General features: G+C 73.3%; 15 protein-coding genes. 11 read left to right on the forward strand and 4 right to left on the reverse strand.

The window, feature by feature from the left end; translation table 11 throughout:
• The first annotated feature begins 62 nt into the window (after positions 1-62).
• Complete coding sequence (locus OIE69_RS28835; protein WP_326576813.1) at positions 63-833, forward strand: methyltransferase domain-containing protein; 771 nt, start codon at positions 63-65, stop codon at positions 831-833.
• A gap of 234 nt (positions 834-1,067) precedes the next feature.
• On the forward strand, positions 1,068-1,478 hold the full coding sequence (locus OIE69_RS28840; protein WP_326576814.1) for a DUF3040 domain-containing protein: 411 nt from the start codon (positions 1,068-1,070) through the stop codon (positions 1,476-1,478).
• Between the two features lie 156 nt (positions 1,479-1,634).
• Here OIE69_RS28840 and OIE69_RS28845 read toward each other — a convergent pair whose 3' ends face one another.
• The 4 genes from OIE69_RS28845 to OIE69_RS28860 all read right to left on the reverse strand — a co-directional run bounded on the left by OIE69_RS28845 (position 1,635) and on the right by OIE69_RS28860 (position 7,184).
• Positions 1,635-4,178 carry a transglutaminase TgpA family protein gene (locus OIE69_RS28845; protein WP_326581439.1) on the reverse strand — a complete coding sequence of 848 codons (2,544 nt, stop codon included), beginning with the start codon at positions 4,176-4,178 and terminating at the stop codon, positions 1,635-1,637.
• Positions 4,178-5,521, reverse strand: a complete 1,344-nt coding sequence (locus OIE69_RS28850) for a DUF58 domain-containing protein (RefSeq protein ID WP_326576815.1) — start codon at positions 5,519-5,521, stop codon at positions 4,178-4,180. The genes OIE69_RS28845 and OIE69_RS28850 overlap by 1 nt, the downstream gene beginning before the upstream one ends.
• 34 nt (positions 5,522-5,555) lie before the next feature.
• On the reverse strand, positions 5,556-6,533 hold the full coding sequence (locus OIE69_RS28855) for an AAA family ATPase (protein WP_326576816.1): 978 nt from the start codon (positions 6,531-6,533) through the stop codon (positions 5,556-5,558).
• Between the two features lie 108 nt (positions 6,534-6,641).
• On the reverse strand, positions 6,642-7,184 hold the full coding sequence (locus OIE69_RS28860; RefSeq protein WP_326576817.1) for a beta-class carbonic anhydrase: 543 nt from the start codon (positions 7,182-7,184) through the stop codon (positions 6,642-6,644).
• Positions 7,185-7,418: 234 nt separating this feature from the next.
• On the opposite strand from OIE69_RS28860, the gene mraZ reads away from it, so the two are divergent.
• The 9 genes from mraZ (at position 7,419) to ftsW (ending at position 18,982) form a co-directional block, all read left to right on the forward strand.
• Positions 7,419-7,850 carry a division/cell wall cluster transcriptional repressor MraZ gene (gene mraZ / locus OIE69_RS28865; protein ID WP_089221906.1) on the forward strand — a complete coding sequence of 144 codons (432 nt, stop codon included), beginning with the start codon at positions 7,419-7,421 and terminating at the stop codon, positions 7,848-7,850.
• Positions 7,851-8,006: 156 nt separating this feature from the next.
• Positions 8,007-8,975 carry a 16S rRNA (cytosine(1402)-N(4))-methyltransferase RsmH gene (gene rsmH, locus OIE69_RS28870; RefSeq protein ID WP_326576818.1) on the forward strand — a complete coding sequence of 323 codons (969 nt, stop codon included), beginning with the start codon at positions 8,007-8,009 and terminating at the stop codon, positions 8,973-8,975.
• Complete coding sequence (locus OIE69_RS28875; RefSeq protein WP_326576819.1) at positions 8,972-9,403, forward strand: FtsB family cell division protein; 432 nt, start codon at positions 8,972-8,974, stop codon at positions 9,401-9,403. The genes rsmH and OIE69_RS28875 overlap by 4 nt, the downstream gene beginning before the upstream one ends.
• A 73-nt stretch (positions 9,404-9,476) precedes the next feature.
• Positions 9,477-11,801, forward strand: coding sequence for a peptidoglycan D,D-transpeptidase FtsI family protein (locus tag OIE69_RS28880; RefSeq protein WP_326576820.1), 2,325 nt, complete (start codon positions 9,477-9,479; stop codon positions 11,799-11,801).
• Between the two features lie 169 nt (positions 11,802-11,970).
• Positions 11,971-13,566, forward strand: a complete 1,596-nt coding sequence (locus OIE69_RS28885; RefSeq protein ID WP_326576821.1) for a UDP-N-acetylmuramoyl-L-alanyl-D-glutamate--2,6-diaminopimelate ligase — start codon at positions 11,971-11,973, stop codon at positions 13,564-13,566.
• Complete coding sequence (locus OIE69_RS28890) at positions 13,563-14,987, forward strand: UDP-N-acetylmuramoyl-tripeptide--D-alanyl-D-alanine ligase (protein ID WP_326576822.1); 1,425 nt, start codon at positions 13,563-13,565, stop codon at positions 14,985-14,987. Before OIE69_RS28885 ends, OIE69_RS28890 begins: the two co-directional genes overlap by 4 nt.
• The gene (gene mraY, locus OIE69_RS28895) at positions 14,987-16,051 is read left to right on the forward strand and encodes a phospho-N-acetylmuramoyl-pentapeptide-transferase (RefSeq protein ID WP_018557111.1); all 1,065 of its coding nucleotides are present in this window, start codon (positions 14,987-14,989) and stop codon (positions 16,049-16,051) included. The genes OIE69_RS28890 and mraY overlap by 1 nt, the downstream gene beginning before the upstream one ends.
• Before the next feature lie 80 nt (positions 16,052-16,131).
• Positions 16,132-17,541: a UDP-N-acetylmuramoyl-L-alanine--D-glutamate ligase gene (murD, locus tag OIE69_RS28900; RefSeq protein WP_326581440.1), complete on the forward strand. Its 1,410-nt coding sequence runs from the start codon at positions 16,132-16,134 to the stop codon at positions 17,539-17,541.
• A 40-nt stretch (positions 17,542-17,581) separates the two neighbouring features.
• Positions 17,582-18,982, forward strand: a complete 1,401-nt coding sequence (gene ftsW / locus OIE69_RS28905; protein ID WP_326576823.1) for a putative lipid II flippase FtsW — start codon at positions 17,582-17,584, stop codon at positions 18,980-18,982.
• Positions 18,983-18,984: the final 2 nt, after the last annotated feature.

Raw genomic sequence — 18,984 nt, forward strand, 5'->3', positions numbered from 1 at the left:
GAGTGGGTCCCAGGCTGGGCCGACCGGTCCCCAGCCCCGTCCGTCCGCGAGGAGCCGTCCGCATGTCCCGTCCAGGAGGGGCCGAACCGCTGCGGCCCCGCGCAGCCCTGCGTACCGCCGTGGTCTGGGAGGTCCTGCGCGATGCGCTGGACCGGCAGGCCAAGGCCGCCGGACGGGACGTCCTCGACGTGCTCGACACCGGTGGCGGCACCGGCAACTTCGCGGTGCCCGTGGCCAGTCTGGGCCACCGGGTCACCGTGGTCGACCCAAGCCCCGACGCCCTCTTCGCCCTCGAACGCCGTGCGGCGGAGGCGGGCGTCACCGAACGTGTCAGCGGTGTCCAGGGCGACGCCCACGGGCTGCTCGACGTCGTGCCGGCCGGCAGCCACGACGTCGTGCTCTGCCACGGCGTCCTGGAGTACGTGGACGACCCCGCCGAGGGCGTGCGGAACGCCGCGGGCACCCTGCGCGCCTCCGGCGCCCTCAGCCTGCTCGCCGCCGGCCGCCACGGTGCCGTCCTCGCCCGGGCGCTCGCCGGTCACTTCGGCGAGGCCCGGCACACCCTGGACGACCCCGACGGCCGCTGGGGCGAGGGTGATCCGATGCCCCGCCGCTTCACCGCCGACGAGCTCACCGCCCTGGTCGCCGACGCCGGGCTGCGGGTCGGCTCGGTGCACGGCGTCCGCGTTTTCGCCGACCTGGTGCCCGGCGTCCTGGTGGACACCGAACCGGGCGCGATGGACGCCCTGCTGAGGCTGGAACTGGCCGCCGCCGAGCAGCCCGCCTTCCACGCCGTGGCGACCCAGCTGCACGTGCTGGCCGAGCGCGGCTGAGCCGGAACGGGGGGCGGTCGGCGTTGCCTCTTCCGGTCACCCAGCGGGAGGAGTCCGTCACACGCCCCCCGATTCCCGGTCAAGGGCCTTATGCTGGCATGACGTGGCGTTCGACGGGGAAAACACCCCCCGTCGGATTGGCGTAGTGGGGCGGGTTTCACGGGGGCGATTCCCTGCCTATCCTGGAAGGGTCGTACCGGTCGCTCCCCCGCGACCGACGAGGAGGAGGACTCCGTGCCGCTCTCGGAGCACGAGCAGCGCATGCTCGAGCAGATGGAGCGAGCGCTGTACGCCGAAGATCCCAAGTTCGCGTCGGCGCTTGAGGGAAGCGGGCTGCGCACCTACACCAGGCGGCGCGTCTACCTGGCTGTAGCGGGCTTCCTGGTGGGCATCGGGCTGCTGATGGGTGGCATGATCGCCCAGCAGCCCTGGATCAGCGTCGTCGGCTTCCTCGTGATGCTCGGCTGTGCCGTTCTCGCCGTCACCGGCTGGCGTCGTGCCGCCAAACCGGGTGCGGCCGCCGCTCCCGGGGGGCAGCCCCAGCAGGGGGCCGGCGGACGCGGCCGTCGCAACCAGCCGCGGCGCAAGATGATGGACCGCATCGAGGAGCGCTGGCAGCGGCGCCGCGACGAACAGGGCCACTGACACACAGACGAAGACGAAGGGGGCGGGGTTCCGGTCGGAACCCCGCCCCCTTCGCCATGCTGCCCTGCTGTCGCCCCGTGGTGCCGCGGCGTGCGACACACGGCGTGCGCGACGTGCGGGCTCCTGGGGGCGGCCACCCGGCCGCCCCCAGAAACCTCAGGAGGCCCGGCGCTGCCGCAGCGGCCGCATCACGGCGTCGCCCGCGCCGCGCAGCCGGGCCGACACGCGGGTGGAGAACGCGGACCAGCGCTCCGCGGACCGCCACACGACCCGGACCGCGGAACGCGGCAGCAGCACGGCACGGATCCGCGTCCTGGCGTCCACGTTCCTGCGCAGCCCCTCCCGGACCAGTTGCACGTCCTTCGCCGAGCCCGTGGCGGTCGGCGGCCGCGGCGAGAACAGGGCCTGCTCCACCGCGGACGCCAGACGCTGCGCCGCCTCCGCGGCGGTCCCTTCCAGGCCGCCGTCGCGGACGAGGCGCCCCGCGACCCGGCGCGGTGTCTCGGACTCGTCGGGCCGCAGACCGTAGTCCCAGGCGGTGTCGATCAGCTCCAGCCAGGCCGCCAGGGTCCGGGCGCCGTCGCGGGCGCCCATGGCGTCCAGCTCGCCCGGGGTCAGGCCCTTCGGGGCCCCGCCCTGCGCGTCCCCGCCGTCCGGCGCCGTGCCCCGGGCGCGCCCGGTGAGCTCCAGCCACGCCGCCAGGGCGGCCGGATCCTGGCCGCCGCCCAGCCGCTGGAAACGCTGCCTGCGCCGCCAGAGCAGCGGCAGCAGCAGGACGAGCACCACCAGCGGCACCACGGCCCAGGCGAGGACGCGCAGCGTCCACTCGAGGATCCGCGGCCACAGCCCCTCGTCATCCCCGCCGGTGCCCGAGGCCTGCCCCAGGGGGTCGCAGTTGCCGAGCTGGGCGTCCTTGCCCAGGCAGGTCGGGGCCACGGTCGGGCCGGTGCTCGCGCCGGCCCCCGCGGACTCCTCCGGCGTGTCGGGCGCCGAGGGCCCGGTGTCGGAGGGAGCCGTCTCCTGGGTGTAGTCCGGCAGGGTGCCACGGGTGGGCGTGGGCTCGAACCGCGTCCAGCCGACACCCTCGAAGTACAGCTCGGGCCAGGCGTGAGCGTCCTTCAGCCCCACCGCGTACGCGCCGTCCGACTCCGCGGTGCCGGGCGTGAAGCCGACCGCCACCCGTGCCGGGATGCCCAGGGTCCGCGCCATCGCCGCCATGGTGAAGGCGAAGTGGATGCAGAACCCTTCCTTGTTGCGCAGGAAGCGGGTGATCGCCTGCACGCCGGTGCCGGAGCGCACCGAGGTGTCGTACGAGAAGGCGCCCGAGGTGAACCACCGCTGCAGGGCGAGGGCCCGCTCGTAGTCGTTGCCGGCGTCCTTGGTGACGTCTAGGGCCGTCTGCGCCACCACCTGCGGCAGCGAGTCCGGCACCTTCGTGTACTCGGCCCGCAGCCGGTCGTCGGCCGGCGGCGCGCTCGCCAGCTGCTGCGCGGTCGGCTCCAGGGCCAGGCTGCTGACCTGGTACTGCGTGCCGGAGGTGGTCTGACCCCGGTCGCCGATGATGGTGCGGCCCGTGGTCTCGAAGCGCCAGCGCCCGTCGACCTGCACCTGGGTGGCCGGGTACGGCAGCGGCAGCCACATCTGGACGTAGCTCTTGTCCGCCGCGACCGAGGTGGCGACCTCCGTGGCCTTCACGCCGGGGCCGAGCCCCTGGGGGCTGGGCAGCACCTTGGGCACGCCGGTGAGGGAACGCTGGGCGGGCTCCCACTTGTCACCCGTGAAGCGGTCGAGCGCCACGATCCGCAGGTACATGTCCGCGTTGGAGACGGCGTTCGTCCGGTAGCGGATCACCACCCGGTCGTCGGACTGGTTCAGGTTGTCCTGGAGCGCGACCACCGGGTTGACCGCGGAGATCGTTCCACCGCCGCGCCCGTTGCCCGTGCCCGAGCCCCCGGTCGGCAGCAGCCCCACGCCCATGGAGGGCAGCGCGGCCGGCGCCACCAGGGCGATGCCGAGCGCCATCGCCCCGATGCGGCGCCCGGTCCGCACCGGGGCCACCGCCCCGGTCGGCCCTCCGTAGCCGGCGCGCGCCCCGGATCCGACGCCGCCGAAGACCCGGCCCCAGCGGGAGATCCGGTCGCGGCCCTCGGCCAGCAGGAGCAGCAGGTAGCCGACGGCGGCCAGCATGAAGTACGGCCAGCGGGTGCCGTCGCCCCCGGCCAGCCCCGCCGCGATCGAGTACAGGGCGAGCAGCGGCAGCCCGGCCGGGGCCGCGCTGTCGTAGGTCACCGCCAGCGCGTCCACGGCCAGCCCGATCAGCAGCACCCCGCCGAGCAGCAGCAGCCGGATGCCCGGGGTGACCGGCGCCGGGATCGCGAACTGGGTCACGTCCTGCATCGCTGCCGTCAGCAGGTTGCCGAACTGGGTGTACGCGGCGGGCCCGGGCAGGAACCCGAGCACGGCCTGCTCGCTCGCGAACATCAAGGTCAGCACCAGCAGCGAGAACACCGCCTGCGCCAGTACGGTCAGCGGCCGGGCCAGTGGCGCCCGGCGGGTCAGCGCGCCCACCCCGGTCTGCAGCAGCACCAGGAAGACGGCCTGCAGGATCCACGAGTTCGGCGTCGCCAGCGGCAGCAGCGAGCAGGCGGTCATCAGTGTGGCCGCCGCCGCGCACAGCGCGAGCCGTCCCCGTCCGCTCATCATCGCGTCCCCGCCTCCTCGCGCGACCGGTGCCGGTCGGCCCGCTGCCACAGATCGGGCAGCCCGTCGCCGGCGGCGGCCCGGAGCACCGTCCAGCCCGCCTCGTGCAGCATCCGCACGGTCCGCGCCGAGGCGCCCTCGGGCGCGACCCCGCCGGCGTCCGGCCCCGGGGCCGCGGGCTGTGCCGTCCCGTCCTCGTCCAGGGCCCCCCAGGCCGCGCTGTCCAGGAGGAAGGCGACGGCCGCCCCCGCCCGCTGCCGCATCCGCCCCGCCATCGCGGCCTGCTCCTCGTCGAGGTCCCCGAAGAAGGCCACCAGCAGGCCCTCGCTGCCCGTGCGCAGCACGTCGAGCGCACGCGAGAGCCCGGCGCCGTCCGAGTGGTCGACCACGGCCAGGGTGTCCAGCATGGCGCCTGCCGCGTCCGAGGAGTCGGTGCCGCCGAAGCCCTCGGACCCGGGCACCGTGCTGCCGGTGTCGGTGAGCAGCCGTACGGAGTACCCGCGCTCCAGCATGTGCATCGCCACCGACGCCGCCCCGGACACCGCCCACTCGAAGGCCGAGTCGGGCCCGGCGCCGAAGTACGCCACGGCACGCGTGTCCAGCAGCACCGTGCACCGGGCGCGGTGCGGCTGCTCCTCCCGGCGCACCATCAGCTCGCCGTACTTGGCGGTGGAGCGCCAGTGCACCCGGCGCAGGTCGTCTCCGTGGCGGTAGCCGCGCGGGATCACGTCGTCCTCACCCGCCAGGGCCAGCGCCCGGGTGCGGCTCTCCCCGTAGCCGGAGGAGTCGCCCTTGAGCTTGACCGGCGGCAGCGGCTCCACGCGGGGCACCACGGTCAGGGTGTCGTACGCGCTGAAGGAGCGGGTCAGCTCGCACATGCCGAAGGGGTCGGTCAGCCGCAGCTGCAGCGGCCCCAGCGGGTAGCGCCCGCGCAGGTCGGAGCGGACCCGGTAGGACACCTCGCGGTGCCCGCCGGGCTCCACCCGGTCCAGGATGAAGCGGGGCCGGGGCCCCAGCACGTACGGCACCCGGTCCTGGAGCATCAGCAGCCCGGTGGGCAGCCGCGAGACGTTGTCCACCCGCAGGTGCACCCGGGCCTCGGACATCGCCGGCACGCGCGAGGGCGACAGCCTGCGGCTGCCGGCGACGCGGTAGCGCGTGCGGTACAGGACCGCCACGCAGACCAGCGGCAGCACGGCCAGCAGCAGGCCGACCCGCAGCAGGTCCGGCTGCCCCAGGACGTAGGCGCAGACGGCCGCCGCGATCCCCGCGGCGAGGAACGAGCGGCCCCGTGTGGTGAGGCCGCCCAGGGCGGCCCGGAAGCCGCTTTCACGCTCGGTCACGCGGCACCTCCAGCGCCCCCGCCCGTCGTCCGGGTCACCGGTTGCCGTACGGGTCGGGGACCGGCGTGCGCTGCACGATCTCCGCGATGACCTGCTCCGGGGTGCGCCGGTTCAACTGGGCCTGCGCGGTCGGCAGCAGACGGTGCGCCAGCACGGCCGGGGCCAGCGTCTGGACGTCGTCGGGGAGCACGTAGTCCCTGCCGTCCAGGGCCGCCGCCGCGCGTGCCGCGCGCACCAGGTGCAGCGTGGCGCGCGGGGAGGCGCCGAGCCTCAGGTCCGGGTGGTCCCGGGTGGCCGACACCAGGCTCACCGCGTAGTGCCGCACGGCCGCGGACACGTGCACCGTCCGTACCGCGTCGACCAGTTTGACGATCTCGTGCGCGTGGGCGACCGGCTGCAGGTCGTCCAGCGGGCTGACGCCCGCGTGCACGTCGAGCATCTCCAGTTCGGCCTCCATGCTGGGGTAGCCGATGGAGACCCTGGCCATGAAGCGGTCCCGCTGCGCCTCGGGCAGCGGATACGTTCCCTCCATCTCCACCGGGTTCTGGGTGGCGATGACCATGAAGGGGCTCGGCAGCGGGTAGGTGCTGCCGTCGATGGTGACCTGCCGCTCCTCCATCGACTCCAGCAGCGCGGACTGCGTCTTGGGCGACGCGCGGTTGATCTCGTCGCCGACGACGATCTGCGCGAAGATCGCGCCCGGCTTGAACTCGAAGTCGCGGCGCTGCTGGTCGAAGACGCTGACTCCGGTGATGTCCGACGGCAGCAGGTCAGGCGTGAACTGGATGCGCCGGACCGAGCAGTCGATCGACCGGGCCAGCGCCTTGGAAAGCATCGTCTTGCCGACGCCGGGGACATCCTCGATCAGCAGATGTCCCTCGGCGAGCAACACCGTCAGCGCAGTCCGTACGACCTCGGGCTTGCCCTCGATCACGTTCTCCACCGACCGGCGTACGCGGTCCGCCGTGGCAGTCAGATCGCTGAGGCTCGCTCGTGCGTCATAGGTCGTCACCCGGTACTCCTCGGCCCGTTCCTAGGGTCGCGGTCATCCCTGGACCGGCCCTCCCCGTCACACGAAGCATTCTCTCCTTCAACTATGCTCCGCGTCACTCCGCTTCCGTTACTCGTTTGTGATTTCGCGCAGCAGGCCGGTGTGCACGTCGAACACAAACCCCCGCACATCGTCCGTGTGGGCCAGGAAGGGAGACGTCCGGACCCGCTGCATCGACTGCCGCACGTCCTGCTCGACGTCGCGGAAGGACTCCACCGCCCAGGTGGGACGCTGGCCCACCTCCTCCTCCAGCTCCGTGCGGAACTCCTCGGTCAGCGACTCCAGGCCGCAGCCGGTGTGGTGGATCAGCACGACCGAGCGGGTGCCCAGCGCGCGCTGGCTGATGGTGAGCGAGCGGATGGTGTCGTCGGTGACCACGCCGCCGGCGTTCCGGATGGTGTGGCAGTCGCCGAGCTCCAGGCCCAGCGCCTTGTGCAGGTCGAGGCGGGCGTCCATGCAGGCGACCACGGCCACCTCGAGCACGGGGCGGGCGTCCATGCCGGGGTCGCGGAACTGCTCCGCGTAGCGCCGGTTCGCCTCGACCAGCCGGTTGGTGACGGACGCCGTGCCGGTGCCGGCGGGAACCGCGGACTGATGCGCGTTTATCGACATGACACGACCGTAGAGCGCGCCGTCTCTTCCGACCTGCTGTGAGGTCGGCAAATCTCGGTCAAACCGGTGCACTGTGAGGTAACCCACAGGCGTCGCGCGCGCTCGCCCGTGCGGGTGATTCGGTCGCCCGGGCCCGCGAGGGCGCCTGCGCCAGGGCAGGCTTCTCGTTGACCGTGGGGACCGGTGGAGTAAAGTGGCGCGAAGTGGGTCGCCAGCCTAGCGCGGGAGGTGCGGATGTTCCTCGGGACGTACGCGCCACGGCTGGACGACAAGAGCCGGCTGGTCCTCCCCGCGAAGTTCCGCGAACAGTTCGCGGACGGCCTGGTCATCACCAAGGGCCAGGAGCGCTGCCTGTACGTATGGCCGGTCGAGGGCTTCCGCGCCCTCACCGAGGAGCTCCGCCGGGCCCCCCTCACCTCCAAGGCGGCACGCGACTACATGCGGGTGCTCTTCGCCGGCGCCCACGACGAGGTGCCCGACAAACAGGGCCGGGTCACCCTCCCGCAGCCCCTGCGCGACTACGCCGGACTGCGGCGCGAATGCGCGGTGATCGGCGCCAACACCCGGGTCGAGGTGTGGGACGCGGCGGCCTGGGAGGACTATCTGGCGGGTCAGGAAGACGCCTTTTCGGCGTTGTCCCAGGAGGTGCCTCCCGGCTTACTGTGACCTCGCCCGTAGCCTGATGACTCACGTCCGTGTACGTGACGCTCGGCCTCCTCCCGCTCCCCGGTCCGCTGGCACTCCTTCCCCGGTGCCAGATGGCCGCCCACGAGCGGGCGGGGACCCAGTGGTACGTCCCCGCGAGCAGATGAGAAGGGCTTCATGAGCACCACCCCGTCCGAGCCACGCCACGTCCCGGTCATGCTGGACCGCTGCCTGGACATGCTGGCCCCCGCCGTCGACGCGCCGGGCGCCGTGGTCGTGGACGCCACCCTCGGCCTCGGCGGGCACAGCGAGGCACTGCTGCGGCGGTTCCCCGAGGTCCGGCTGGTCGCCGTCGACCGCGACCCCGCCGCGCTCAAGCTCGCCGGTGAGCGGCTCGCGCCGTACGGGGACCGGGCCACCCTCGTGCACGCGGTCTACGACGAGATCCCCGAGGTGCTGGAGCGGCTCGGCGTCCCCAAGGTGCAGGGCGTCCTGTTCGACCTCGGCGTGTCCTCCATGCAACTGGACGAGGCCGACCGGGGCTTCGCCTACGCCCAGGACGCGCCGCTCGACATGCGCATGAACCAGACCGCGGGCATCAGCGCCGCCGAGGTCCTCAACACCTATCCGCCGGGCGAGCTGGTGCGGGTGCTGCGCGAGTACGGCGAGGAGAAGTTCGCCCGCAAGATCGTGGAGGCGGTCGTCCGCGAGCGGGAACGCGAGCCCTTCACCACCAGCGCCCGGCTGGTCGAGCTGATCCGCGAGGCGCTGCCGCAGGCCGCCAAGCGCACCGGCGGCAACCCGGCCAAGCGCACCTTCCAGGCGCTGCGCATCGAGGTCAACGGGGAGCTGACGGTGCTGGAGCGGGCCATCCCGGCGGCCGTCGCCGCGCTCGCGGTGGGCGGCCGGATCGCCGTGCTGTCGTACCACTCCCTGGAGGACCGCCTCGTCAAGGGAGTCCTCGCGGCCGGCGCGGCCACCACGGCGCCGCCCGGGCTGCCCGTGGTGCCGGAGCAGTACCAGCCGCGGCTCAAGCTGCTCACCCGCGGCGCCGAGCTGCCCACGGAGGACGAGATCGCCGCCAACCGCCGGGCCGCCCCGGCCCGCCTGCGCGGCGCCCAGCGGATCCGCGAGGCCCTGAAATGAGGCGGCGCAGCTCGGCGGCGCGCTCGCCCTTCGTGCTGCTGATCGTGCTGCTGCTGGGCGGCGGCCTGATCACCCTGCTGCTGCTCAACTCGGCGGTGAACCGGGACTCCTTCAAGTTCAGCGAGCTGCAGAAGAAGACCACCCAGTACACCGACGAGGAGCAGGCGCTGCAGCAGGAGGTCGACCGGTACTCGGCGCCGGACGCGCTGGACGAGCAGGCCCGCGAGCTGGGCATGGTCCCCGGCGGCAACCCGGCCTTCCTCGCCCCCGACGGCACCGTCCTCGGCAGCCCCGGCGCCGCGCCGTACGTGCCGGCGCCCAGCCCGAGCACGGCGCCCGCCACCGTCGCGCCCAGCGGCTCCGCGGCCGCCTCCCTGGGCCCGACGCCGTCCGCCAAGCCCAGCACCAGCCCGAAGGAGACCCCGTGACCGCAGCTCCGGGGCCCCGTGCCCTCCATCCGCCCCGATCCGCCCGTCCGGCCGGCCGGGAAGGTGCCGGGGCGTGGTGACCCGCGACGGGGAGCCGCCGCGCGAACGGGGCGAACGGGGCGATCGGCGTGACCGGGCCGACCGGGAGAAGGGCGCCCAGGGCCGCGGTGACCGCGGTGACGGCGGCGGGGCCGCCCCCCGGCGCCGGCAGGTGCCCCGGGGGCGCGACGGCGACGCCGGAGCCCCCGCACGCGGCGGCGAGTCCGGGGAGCCCCGGCGCAGGACGACTCCCGGGCAGCAGGGGGCTCGCCGGCCCGCCGCACGCGGCGCCCGGCAGCGCGAGGACGCCGCCCGGGCCGCCCGTGGGACGGGCCGCGACCCGCGCGCCCGCAGGCCCACCTCCGGCGAGGAGGGACCGGGCACCTCCGGCGTGGCGCACCGCCGCACCCCCGCCGCCCGCAAGCCGGCCGGCGGGCGCGACCGCGACGCCGCCGCCCGGGACCGGGGCGGCCGCGCGGCCGTACCGCCGCGGCGCAGGCCCCCGCGCCCGGTCACACCGGCCGGTGCCCCGCTGCTGCGGCTCGGCCGGCCGCGCCCCCGCCTGCGGCTGGTCAGCTTCGCGCTGACCCTGGTGATGCTGACCTTCGTCATCCGGCTCTTCCAGGTGCAGGCCGTGGACGCCGCGACGTACGCCGCCAAGGCCGAGGTCAACCGGAACGTCAAGGTGACCCTCGCCGCCGAGCGCGGGACGATCACCGACCGGAGCGGGGTCGACCTGGCCACCACCGTGGACGCGTACGACATCACGGCCGACCCGATGCTCTTCACCCCCAAGTACGCCAAGGCCGAGGACGCCCCGGCACGCGCCGCCGAACTGCTCGCGCCGATCGTCGACGGGGACGAGAAGAAGATCGCGAAGCAGCTCGCCAACTACCCGCGATCGCGCAACGAGATCATCGCGCGGCAGCAGTCGCCGCAGGTCTGGAACCAGATCAAGGACCTGCAGAGCGCGCTCGCCGACCGGGCCGAGAAGGGCGACGGCGTCAACTACCTCGCCGGCGTCTTCCGGCTCCGGCACGCCAAGCGCGTCTACCCCGCGAGCGACCTCGCGGCGGGCGTGGTCGGCTGGGTGAACGCCTCCGGCGCGGGCGGCGGCGGCCTGGAGAGCCGCCTGGACAAGGCGCTCGCGGGCAAGGACGGCACCGTCACCTACGCCCAGTCCGGCGGCCGCCGGGTGCCGACGGCCAGCATGCAGGAGCGCGCCGCGGAGCCCGGCACCGACGTGGAGCTGACGCTGGACCGGGACATCCAGTGGGCGGCCCAGCGGGCGATCACCCAGCAGGTGCGGGCGTCCGACGCCGACCGCGGGTACGTGATCGTCCAGGACACCCGCACCGGGCAGGTGCTGGCCATGGCCAACGCCCCCGGTTTTGACCCCAACGACCTGTCCCGGGCGGACCCCACCGCACTCGGCAACGCGGCCCTGCAGGACGCGTACGAGCCCGGCAGTGTCAGCAAGCTGATGTCCATGGCCGCGGTCCTCGACGAGGGCGTGGCCACCCCCGACACCCACGTCACGGTGCCCGGCACCCTGCCGCGCGCCGACCGGGTCTTCCACGACGACGTGGACCACGGCACCTGGTACCTGACGCTGAACGGCGTGCTCGCCAAATCCAGCAACATCGGCACGATCCTGGCCGCAGAGCAGCTCGGCAAGAACCAGAAGCAGGCCAATCGCGTCCTCTACTCTTATCTGAGGAAATTCGGCATCGGGCGGCCCACGGGGGTCGGGTTCCCCGGAGAGACGCCCGGCATCCTGGCGAGGCCGGACAAGTGGAACGCGTCCCAGCAGTACACCATCCCCTTCGGGCAGGGCCTGTCGCTCAACGCGCTGCAGGCCACCTCGGTCTACTCGACGATCGCCAACGGCGGGGTGCGGGTCGAACCCAGTCTGGTGCGCGGCACGACCGGCCCGGACGGCCGCTTCGTCCCGTCCCGGGAACCGGCGAAGACCCGGGTGGTCAGCACGAAGACCGCCAGGACGCTCTCCACCATGCTGGAGTCCGTGGTCGGCGACGAGCAGGGCACCGGAACCAAGGCGCGGATCGCCGGGTACCGCGTGGCCGGCAAGACCGGCACGGCCAACCGGGTGGACCCGGAAACGGGCACCTACAGCGGCTACACGGCCTCCTTCATGGGGTTCGCTCCCGCGGACGACCCGCGCGTGACCGTGTCCTGCGTGATCCAGAACCCGACCCGCGGCAGTTATTTCGGTGGTCAGATCTGCGGCCCGGTGTTCAAGCGGGTCATGGAGTTCACCCTGAAGTCCCTGCAGGTGGCGCCGAGCGGAGCCAAGACCCCGAACCTGCCGGTCGAGTGGGACCCCTCGAAGCCGTGACCGGCGAGCAGGGGAGGAAGGAACGGCGGCCGTGAACGGACACGACCCCACAGCCCCGGGTACGGGCGGTAGCCCCGCGCACGCGGACCGTACCGGAGGAAGCAGCAGGCCGGAAGCCCGGCGAGAGGCTTTTGGCCCGGAGCCCGGCCCGGCGGGTACTCTCACGGCCGTGTCACACGCTGATCAGCCCCCCGGTCCCGAACAGAAGCGGCCGGGCGCACCCCGCCCCGCCCAGGTCCGCCCCGTACCGCCCGCGGAACTGGCCGCGCGGCTGGGCGTGGAACCGCCCGCGCCCGGTGCCGCCCCGGTCACCGGGATCACGCACGACTCACGGGCCGTCCGCCCCGGCGACCTGTACGCCGCGCTGCCCGGCGCCCGCTTCCACGGCGCCGACTTCGCACCGCAGGCGGCCGAACTGGGGGCCGCGGCGATCCTCACCGATCCCGCGGGCGCCGAGCGCGCCGCCGCGACCGGCCTGCCGGTGCTGACGGTCGAGGACCCCAGGTCCCGGATGGGCGACCTGGCCGCCGAGATCTACGGCCGGCCGGGTGAGGGCCTGCTGCAGATCGGCATCACCGGCACCTCCGGCAAGACCACCACCGCCTATCTCATCGAGGGCGGCCTGCGCGCCGTGCACGGTGACAGGACGGGACTGATCGGCACGGTCGAGTCGCGGATCGGCGACGAGCGGCTCAAGAGCGAGCGCACCACCCCCGAGGCCACGGATCTGCAGGCGCTCTTCGCGGTGATGCGCGAGCGCGGCATCGAGGCCCTGGTCATGGAGGTCTCCAGCCACGCCCTGGTGCTGGGCCGGGTGGACGGCGCGGTCTTCGACGTCGCCGTCTTCAACAACCTCAGCCCCGAGCACATGGAGTTCCACTCGGGCATGGAGGACTACTTCCAGGCCAAGGCGCAGCTGTTCACCCCGCGCCGCAGCAAGGCCGGGGTGGTCAACATCGACGACGAGTACGGCCGCCGCCTGGTGCGCGAGTCCCAGGTCCCGGTCACCACCTTCTCCGCCGAGGGCCACCCGGACGCCGACTGGCGCGCCGAGCACGTCGTGACCGGGCCGATGCGGTCCACCTTCACCGTGGCCGGTCCCGGCGGCGTGCGGATCGAGGCCGCCTCGCCCCTTCCCGGGCCCTTCAACGTCGCCAACGCGCTCGCCGCGATCACCGCCCTGGCGACGGCCGGGATCGACCCGCAGACGGCCGCCCAGGGCGTCGCCGCCGTCCCGGGCGTGCCGGGCCGGCTGGAGCGCGTCGACGCGGGACAGCCGTACCTCGCCGTCGTCGACTACGCACACAAGACCGACGCCGTGGAATCGGTGCTGCGGGCCCTGCGCAAGGTCACCAAGGGCAGCCTGCACATCGTCCTCGGCTGCGGCGGCGACCGCGACGAGACCAAACGCGGCCCGATGGGCGCCGCCGCGGCACGGCTGGCCGACACGGCCGTGCTGACCTCCGACAACCCCCGCTCCGAGGACCCGCTCGCGATCCTCACCGCGATGCTGGCGGGAGCGGCCGGGGTGCCCGCGCACGAGCGGGGTCATGTCGTCGTCGAACCCGACCGGGCGGCGGCCATCGCTACCGCCGTCGCCCTTGCCCGGCCGGACGACACCGTACTGGTGGCCGGCAAGGGCCATGAGCAGGGCCAGGACATCGCCGGAGTGGTACGCCCCTTCGACGACCGACAAGTGCTGCGCGCGGCCGTCGAACGGGCCGCCGCCACACCAGCGCAGGAGAAGGACCAGGACCAGCTGTGATCCCACTCACCCTCGCCGAGGTCGCACACGCGGTCGGCGGGAGCACGCACGACATACCGGACCCGACGCTGCCCGTCACCGGGTCCGTCGAGATCGACTCCCGCAAGGTGACGCCGGGCGGCCTGTTCGTCGCTTTCCAGGGCGAGCACGTGGACGGCCACGACTACGCGAAGCAGGCCGTCGCGGCCGGGGCGGTGGCCGTGCTGGCCGCCCGGCCGGTCGGCGTGCCCGCGATCGTCGTGGACGACGTCCAGCTCGCCCTCGGCGCCCTGGCCGCGCAGGTCATCGAACGGCTCGGCGCGACCCTCGTGGCGCTGACCGGATCGGCGGGCAAGACCAGCACCAAGGACCTCACCGCACAGGTGCTCAAGCGGCTGGCTCCGACCGTCTGGACGCCCGGCTCGCTCAACAACGAGATCGGGCTGCCGTTGACCGCGCTGCGCGCCGACGCCTCCACCCGGCACCTGGTGCTGGAGATGGGCGCCCGCGGCATCGGCCACATCCGCTACCTCACCGAGCTGACCCCGCCGCGCATCGGCGTCGTCCTCAACGTCGGTACCGCCCACATCGGCGAGTTCGGCGGCCGCGAGCAGATCGCCCAGGCCAAGGGCGAGCTGGTCGAGGCGCTGCCGGAGGCCGCCGAAGGCGGCGTCGCCGTGCTGAATGCGGACGATCCCCTCGTACGCGCCATGTCCTCCCGCACCGCGGCGCGCGTCGTGCTGTTCGGCGAGTCCGCCGACGCCGACGTCCGCGCCGAGAACGTCCGCCTCAACGACCGAGGTCAGGCCGTCTTCGCGCTCACAACACCTACCGGGTGCAGCGAAGTGACCTTGCGCCTGTACGGTGAGCACCACGTGTCGAACGCGCTTGCCGCGGCCGCCGTTGCCCGTGAACTCGGCATGCCCGTCGACGAGATCGCCACCGCGCTCTCCGAGGCGGGGACGCTGTCCCGCTGGCGTATGGAGGTCGTCGAACGGCCTGACGGCGTAACGGTCGTGAACGACGCCTACAACGCGAACCCCGAGTCCATGCGAGCCGCCCTGCGCGCGCTCGCGGCCATGGGGCGTGCCGCCGAGGCACGCGGGGGACGCACGTGGGCGGTGCTGGGCGAGATGGCGGAGCTCGGCGGGGAGGCCCTCGCGGAGCACGACGCTGTCGGACGGCTCGCCGTCCGGCTCAACGTCAGCAAGCTCGTGGCAGTCGGCGGCCAGGCGGCCGCCTGGGTGCAAATGGGCGCCTACAACGAGGGTTCGTGGGGTGAGGAGTCGGTGCACGTGTCCGACGCTGAGGCGGCGATCGACCTGCTGCGCAGTGAACTGCGTCCGGGGGACGTCGTGCTGGTGAAGGCATCGAGGGCGGTCGGCCTGGAGCGGGTCGCACTCGCGCTGCTCGACGGCGTCGAGGGCGGGGGCGCTCAGTAATGAACCAGATCCTGGTCTCGGGCGTGCTCGGGCTGTTCCTGTCCCTCATCGGAACCCCGATGCTGATCAAGCTGCTGGCCCGCAAGGGCTACGGGCAGTTCATCCGCGACGACGGCCCGAAGGAGCACCACAGCAAGCGCGGTACGCCCACCATGGGCGGCATCGCCTTCATCCTGGCCACGCTCGTCGCGTACGCGCTCACCAAGGTCATCACCTCCGAGCGCCCGACGATCTCCGGCGTGCTGGTGCTCTTCCTCTTCACGGGCCTGGGCGTGGTCGGGTTCCTCGACGACTACATCAAGATCGTCAAGCAGCGCAGCCTCGGTCTGCGGGCCAAGGCGAAGATGGCGGGCCAGCTGATCGTCGGCATCACCTTCGCGGTGCTGTCGCTGCAGTTCGCCGACTCCCGCGGCGTCACCCCGGCCTCCACCCGGCTGTCGTTCACACAGGACTTCGGCTGGTCGCTCGGCCCGGTGATCTTCGTGATCTGGGCGCTGTTCATGATCCTCGCGATGTCGAACGGCGTGAACCTCACCGACGGCCTCGACGGCCTGGCCACCGGCGCCTCGGTGATGGTCTTCGCCTCCTACACCGTCATCGGCGTGTGGCAGTACGGCCAGTCCTGCTCCAACGTCATCACCGCGGGACCAGGCTGCTACGACGTACCGCACCCGCTCGACCTGGCGGTGGTGGCCGCCGCGCTGATGGGCGCCTGCTTCGGCTTCCTGTGGTGGAACACCTCGCCGGCCAAGATCTTCATGGGTGACACCGGCTCCCTCGCGCTCGGCGGAGCCCTGGCCGGTCTGGCCATCTGCTCCCGCACCGAGATGCTGCTGGCCATCCTGGGCGGCCTCTTCGTCCTGATCACCCTCTCCGTGGTCATCCAGGTCGGCTCCTTCCGCCTGACCGGCAAGCGCGTCTTCCGCATGGCGCCGCTGCAGCACCACTTCGAGCTCAAGGGCTGGAGCGAGGTCCTGGTAGTGGTCCGCTTCTGGATCATCCAGGGCATGTGCATGGCCGTCGGTCTCGGTCTCTTCTACGCCGGCTGGGTGGCCGCTCAGTGACCCCGGTCCCCGGGCAGGAACCCGGCCCCCGTCAGGACGGACCTCCGCCGGCCGCCGTCGAGGCGGCCGGGCGGCTCGGCCTGCCGGGCCGCCGGGTCACCGTCGCCGGCCTGGGCGTCTCGGGCGTGCCCGCCGCCAAGGCGCTGCACGCCCTCGGGGCTCGCGTCACGGTCGTCAACGACGGCGACGACGAGCCGGCCCGGGCCCAGGCCGCCGAACTGGAGGCGCTGGGCGTCACCGTGCGGCTCGGGGACGGCCGGACCCTGCCCGAGGGCACCGAACTGATCGTCACCTCGCCGGGCTGGCAGCCCGCCGCCCCGCTCTTCACGGCCGCCGAGGCCGCGGGCGTGCCCGTGTGGGGCGACGTGGAGCTGGCCTGGCGGCTGCGCGGCCCCGGGGCGGCGCCCTGGCTCGCCGTCACCGGCACCAACGGCAAGACGACGACCGTGCAGATGCTCGCCTCCATCCTGGCCGCCGCGGGCCTGCGCACCGCCGCGGTCGGCAACATCGGCACGCCCGTCCTGGACGTCGTCCTGTCCGGCGAGGAGTACGACGTCCTCGCCGTCGAGCTGTCCAGCTACCAGCTGCACTGGGCCCCCTCGGTCCGCCCGCACTCGGCCGCGGTCCTCAACCTCGCCCCGGACCACCTCGACTGGCACGGCTCCATGGCCGCCTACGCCGCCGACAAGGGCCGCATCTACGAGGGCAACAAGGTCGCCTGCGTCTACAACCTCGCCGACCCGGCCACCGAGGCGCTGGTGCGCGAGGCCGACGTGGAGGAGGGCTGCCGCGCGATCGGCTTCGGCCTGGGCAGCCCGCGGCCCTCGGAGCTCGGCGTCGTCGACGGCATCCTGGTCGACCGGGCCTTCGCGCCCGAGCGCCACAAGAACGCCCAAGAGCTGGCCGAGGTCTCCGACGTGCACCCGCCGGCGCCGCACAACATCGCCAACGCCCTGGCGGCGGCCGCCCTCGCCCGCGCGTTCGGCGTCCCGCCGGCCGCGGTCCGGGACGGCCTGCGCGCCTTCCGGCCGGACGCCCACCGCATCGCCCACGTGGACCGGATCGACGACGTGGACTACGTCGACGACTCCAAGGCCACCAACACCCACGCCGCCGAGGCCTCCCTCGCCGCGTACGAGCACATCGTCTGGATCGGCGGCGGCCTCGCCAAGGGCGCCGCCTTCGACGAGATGGTCAAGGCCGCGGCCAAGCGGCTGCGCGGCGTGGTGCTGATGGGGGCCGACCGCGCCGTCATCCGTGAAGCGCTCGCGCGACACGCCCCCGAGGTCCCGGTCGTCGACCTCGACCGCACCGACACTGGGGCGATGGCGGCGGCCGTCCACGCCGCGCGGGACCTCGCCCACCCGGGGGACACGGTGCTCCTGGCACCGGCCTGCGCCTCGATGGACATGTTCGCGAACTACAAGGCTCGCGGAAACGCCTTCGCGGAGGCCGTACGGGATCTGCGGGCGCCCGGCGCCGGGCAGTAGCCGGAGCCGCTCCGGCCCGCACCGCGACCTAGGAGGGGACATGACGGCAGCCGACCACGGTGACGCCTCCGGTTCTCGTTCCCGCAACGCCCTGAAGGCGCCCGCCCGCCCCCCGCGGGCGGCGCCGCCCCGCCCCGGGGCCGCGGCCCGCGGGGCGCGTACGCCCGGCGGCAAGGCGCAGCGGGGCAGCGTGCTGCGCGGCGCCAGGGTCGTCCTGGACCGCGCCATGCGGGCCTGGGACCGCCCGCTGACCGCGTACTACGTCATCCTCGGCAGCAGTCTGCTGATCACCGTGCTCGGCCTGGTGATGGTCTTCTCCGCCTCGCAGATCAAGGCGCTGGAGTACGGGCTGCCGTCCACGTACTACTTCCGCAAGCAGCTGTTCGCCGCCGTGCTCGGCACCGGCCTGCTCGTCGCGGCCTCGCGAGTGCCGGTACGGCTGCACCGCGCGCTGTCCTACCCGCTGCTCGTCGGCTCGGTGTTCCTGATGGCCCTGGTCCAGGTGCCGGGGATAGGGCAGTCCGTCAACGGCAACCAGAACTGGCTCTACCTCGGCGGCCCGTTCCAGCTGCAGCCCAGCGAGTTCGGCAAGCTCGCGCTCGTCCTGTGGGGCGCGGACCTGCTGGCCCGCAAGGAGGACCTGAAGCTCCTCGTCCAGTGGAAGCACCTGCTGATCCCGCTGGTGCCGGTGGCCTTCCTGCTGCTCGGTCTGATCATGCTCGGCGGTGACATGGGCACCGCGATCATCCTCACCGCGATCCTGTTCGGCCTGCTGTGGATCGCCGGCGCCCCCACCCGGCTGTTCGCGGGCGTGCTGGGCGTCGCGGCGGCCATCGGCTTCCTGCTGATCAAGACCAGCGGCAACCGTATGGAGCGGCTGGCCTGCATCGGCGCCACCGATGTCACTCCCGGTGGCGGCTGCTGGCAGGCCGTGCACGGGATCTACGCCCTCGCCTCGGGCGGATGGTTCGGTTCGGGACTCGGTGCGAGCGTGGAGAAATGGGGCCAACTGCCCGAACCGCACACCGACTTCATCTTCGCCGTGACCGGGGAGGAACTGGGGCTGACAGGCACGCTGTCGGTGCTCGTCCTCTTCGCGGCTCTAGGCTATGCGGGTATCCGCGTGGCCGGTCGAACGGAGGACTCCTTCGTCAGGTTTGCCGCGGGAGGCGTGACGACGTGGATCACGGCGCAGTTCGTGGTCAACATCGGTGCGGTGCTCGGCCTGCTGCCGATCGCCGGAGTCCCGCTCCCGCTGTTCTCCTACGGGGGCTCGGCCCTCCTGCCGACCATGTTCGCGATCGGGCTGCTCATCTCCTTCGCGAGGAGCGAGCCCGGCGCGCGAGCGGCGCTCAACGCGCGGGGGCCCGGCTACTGGCCGGGGGCAATGACACGGACGATGAGGCGGTTCGTCAGACGGCGACCGTCCGGAGAGCGGTGAAT

The sequence above is a fragment of the Actinacidiphila glaucinigra genome (genome assembly GCF_035918135.1).
Lineage (GTDB): Bacteria > Actinomycetota > Actinomycetes > Streptomycetales > Streptomycetaceae > Actinacidiphila > Actinacidiphila glaucinigra.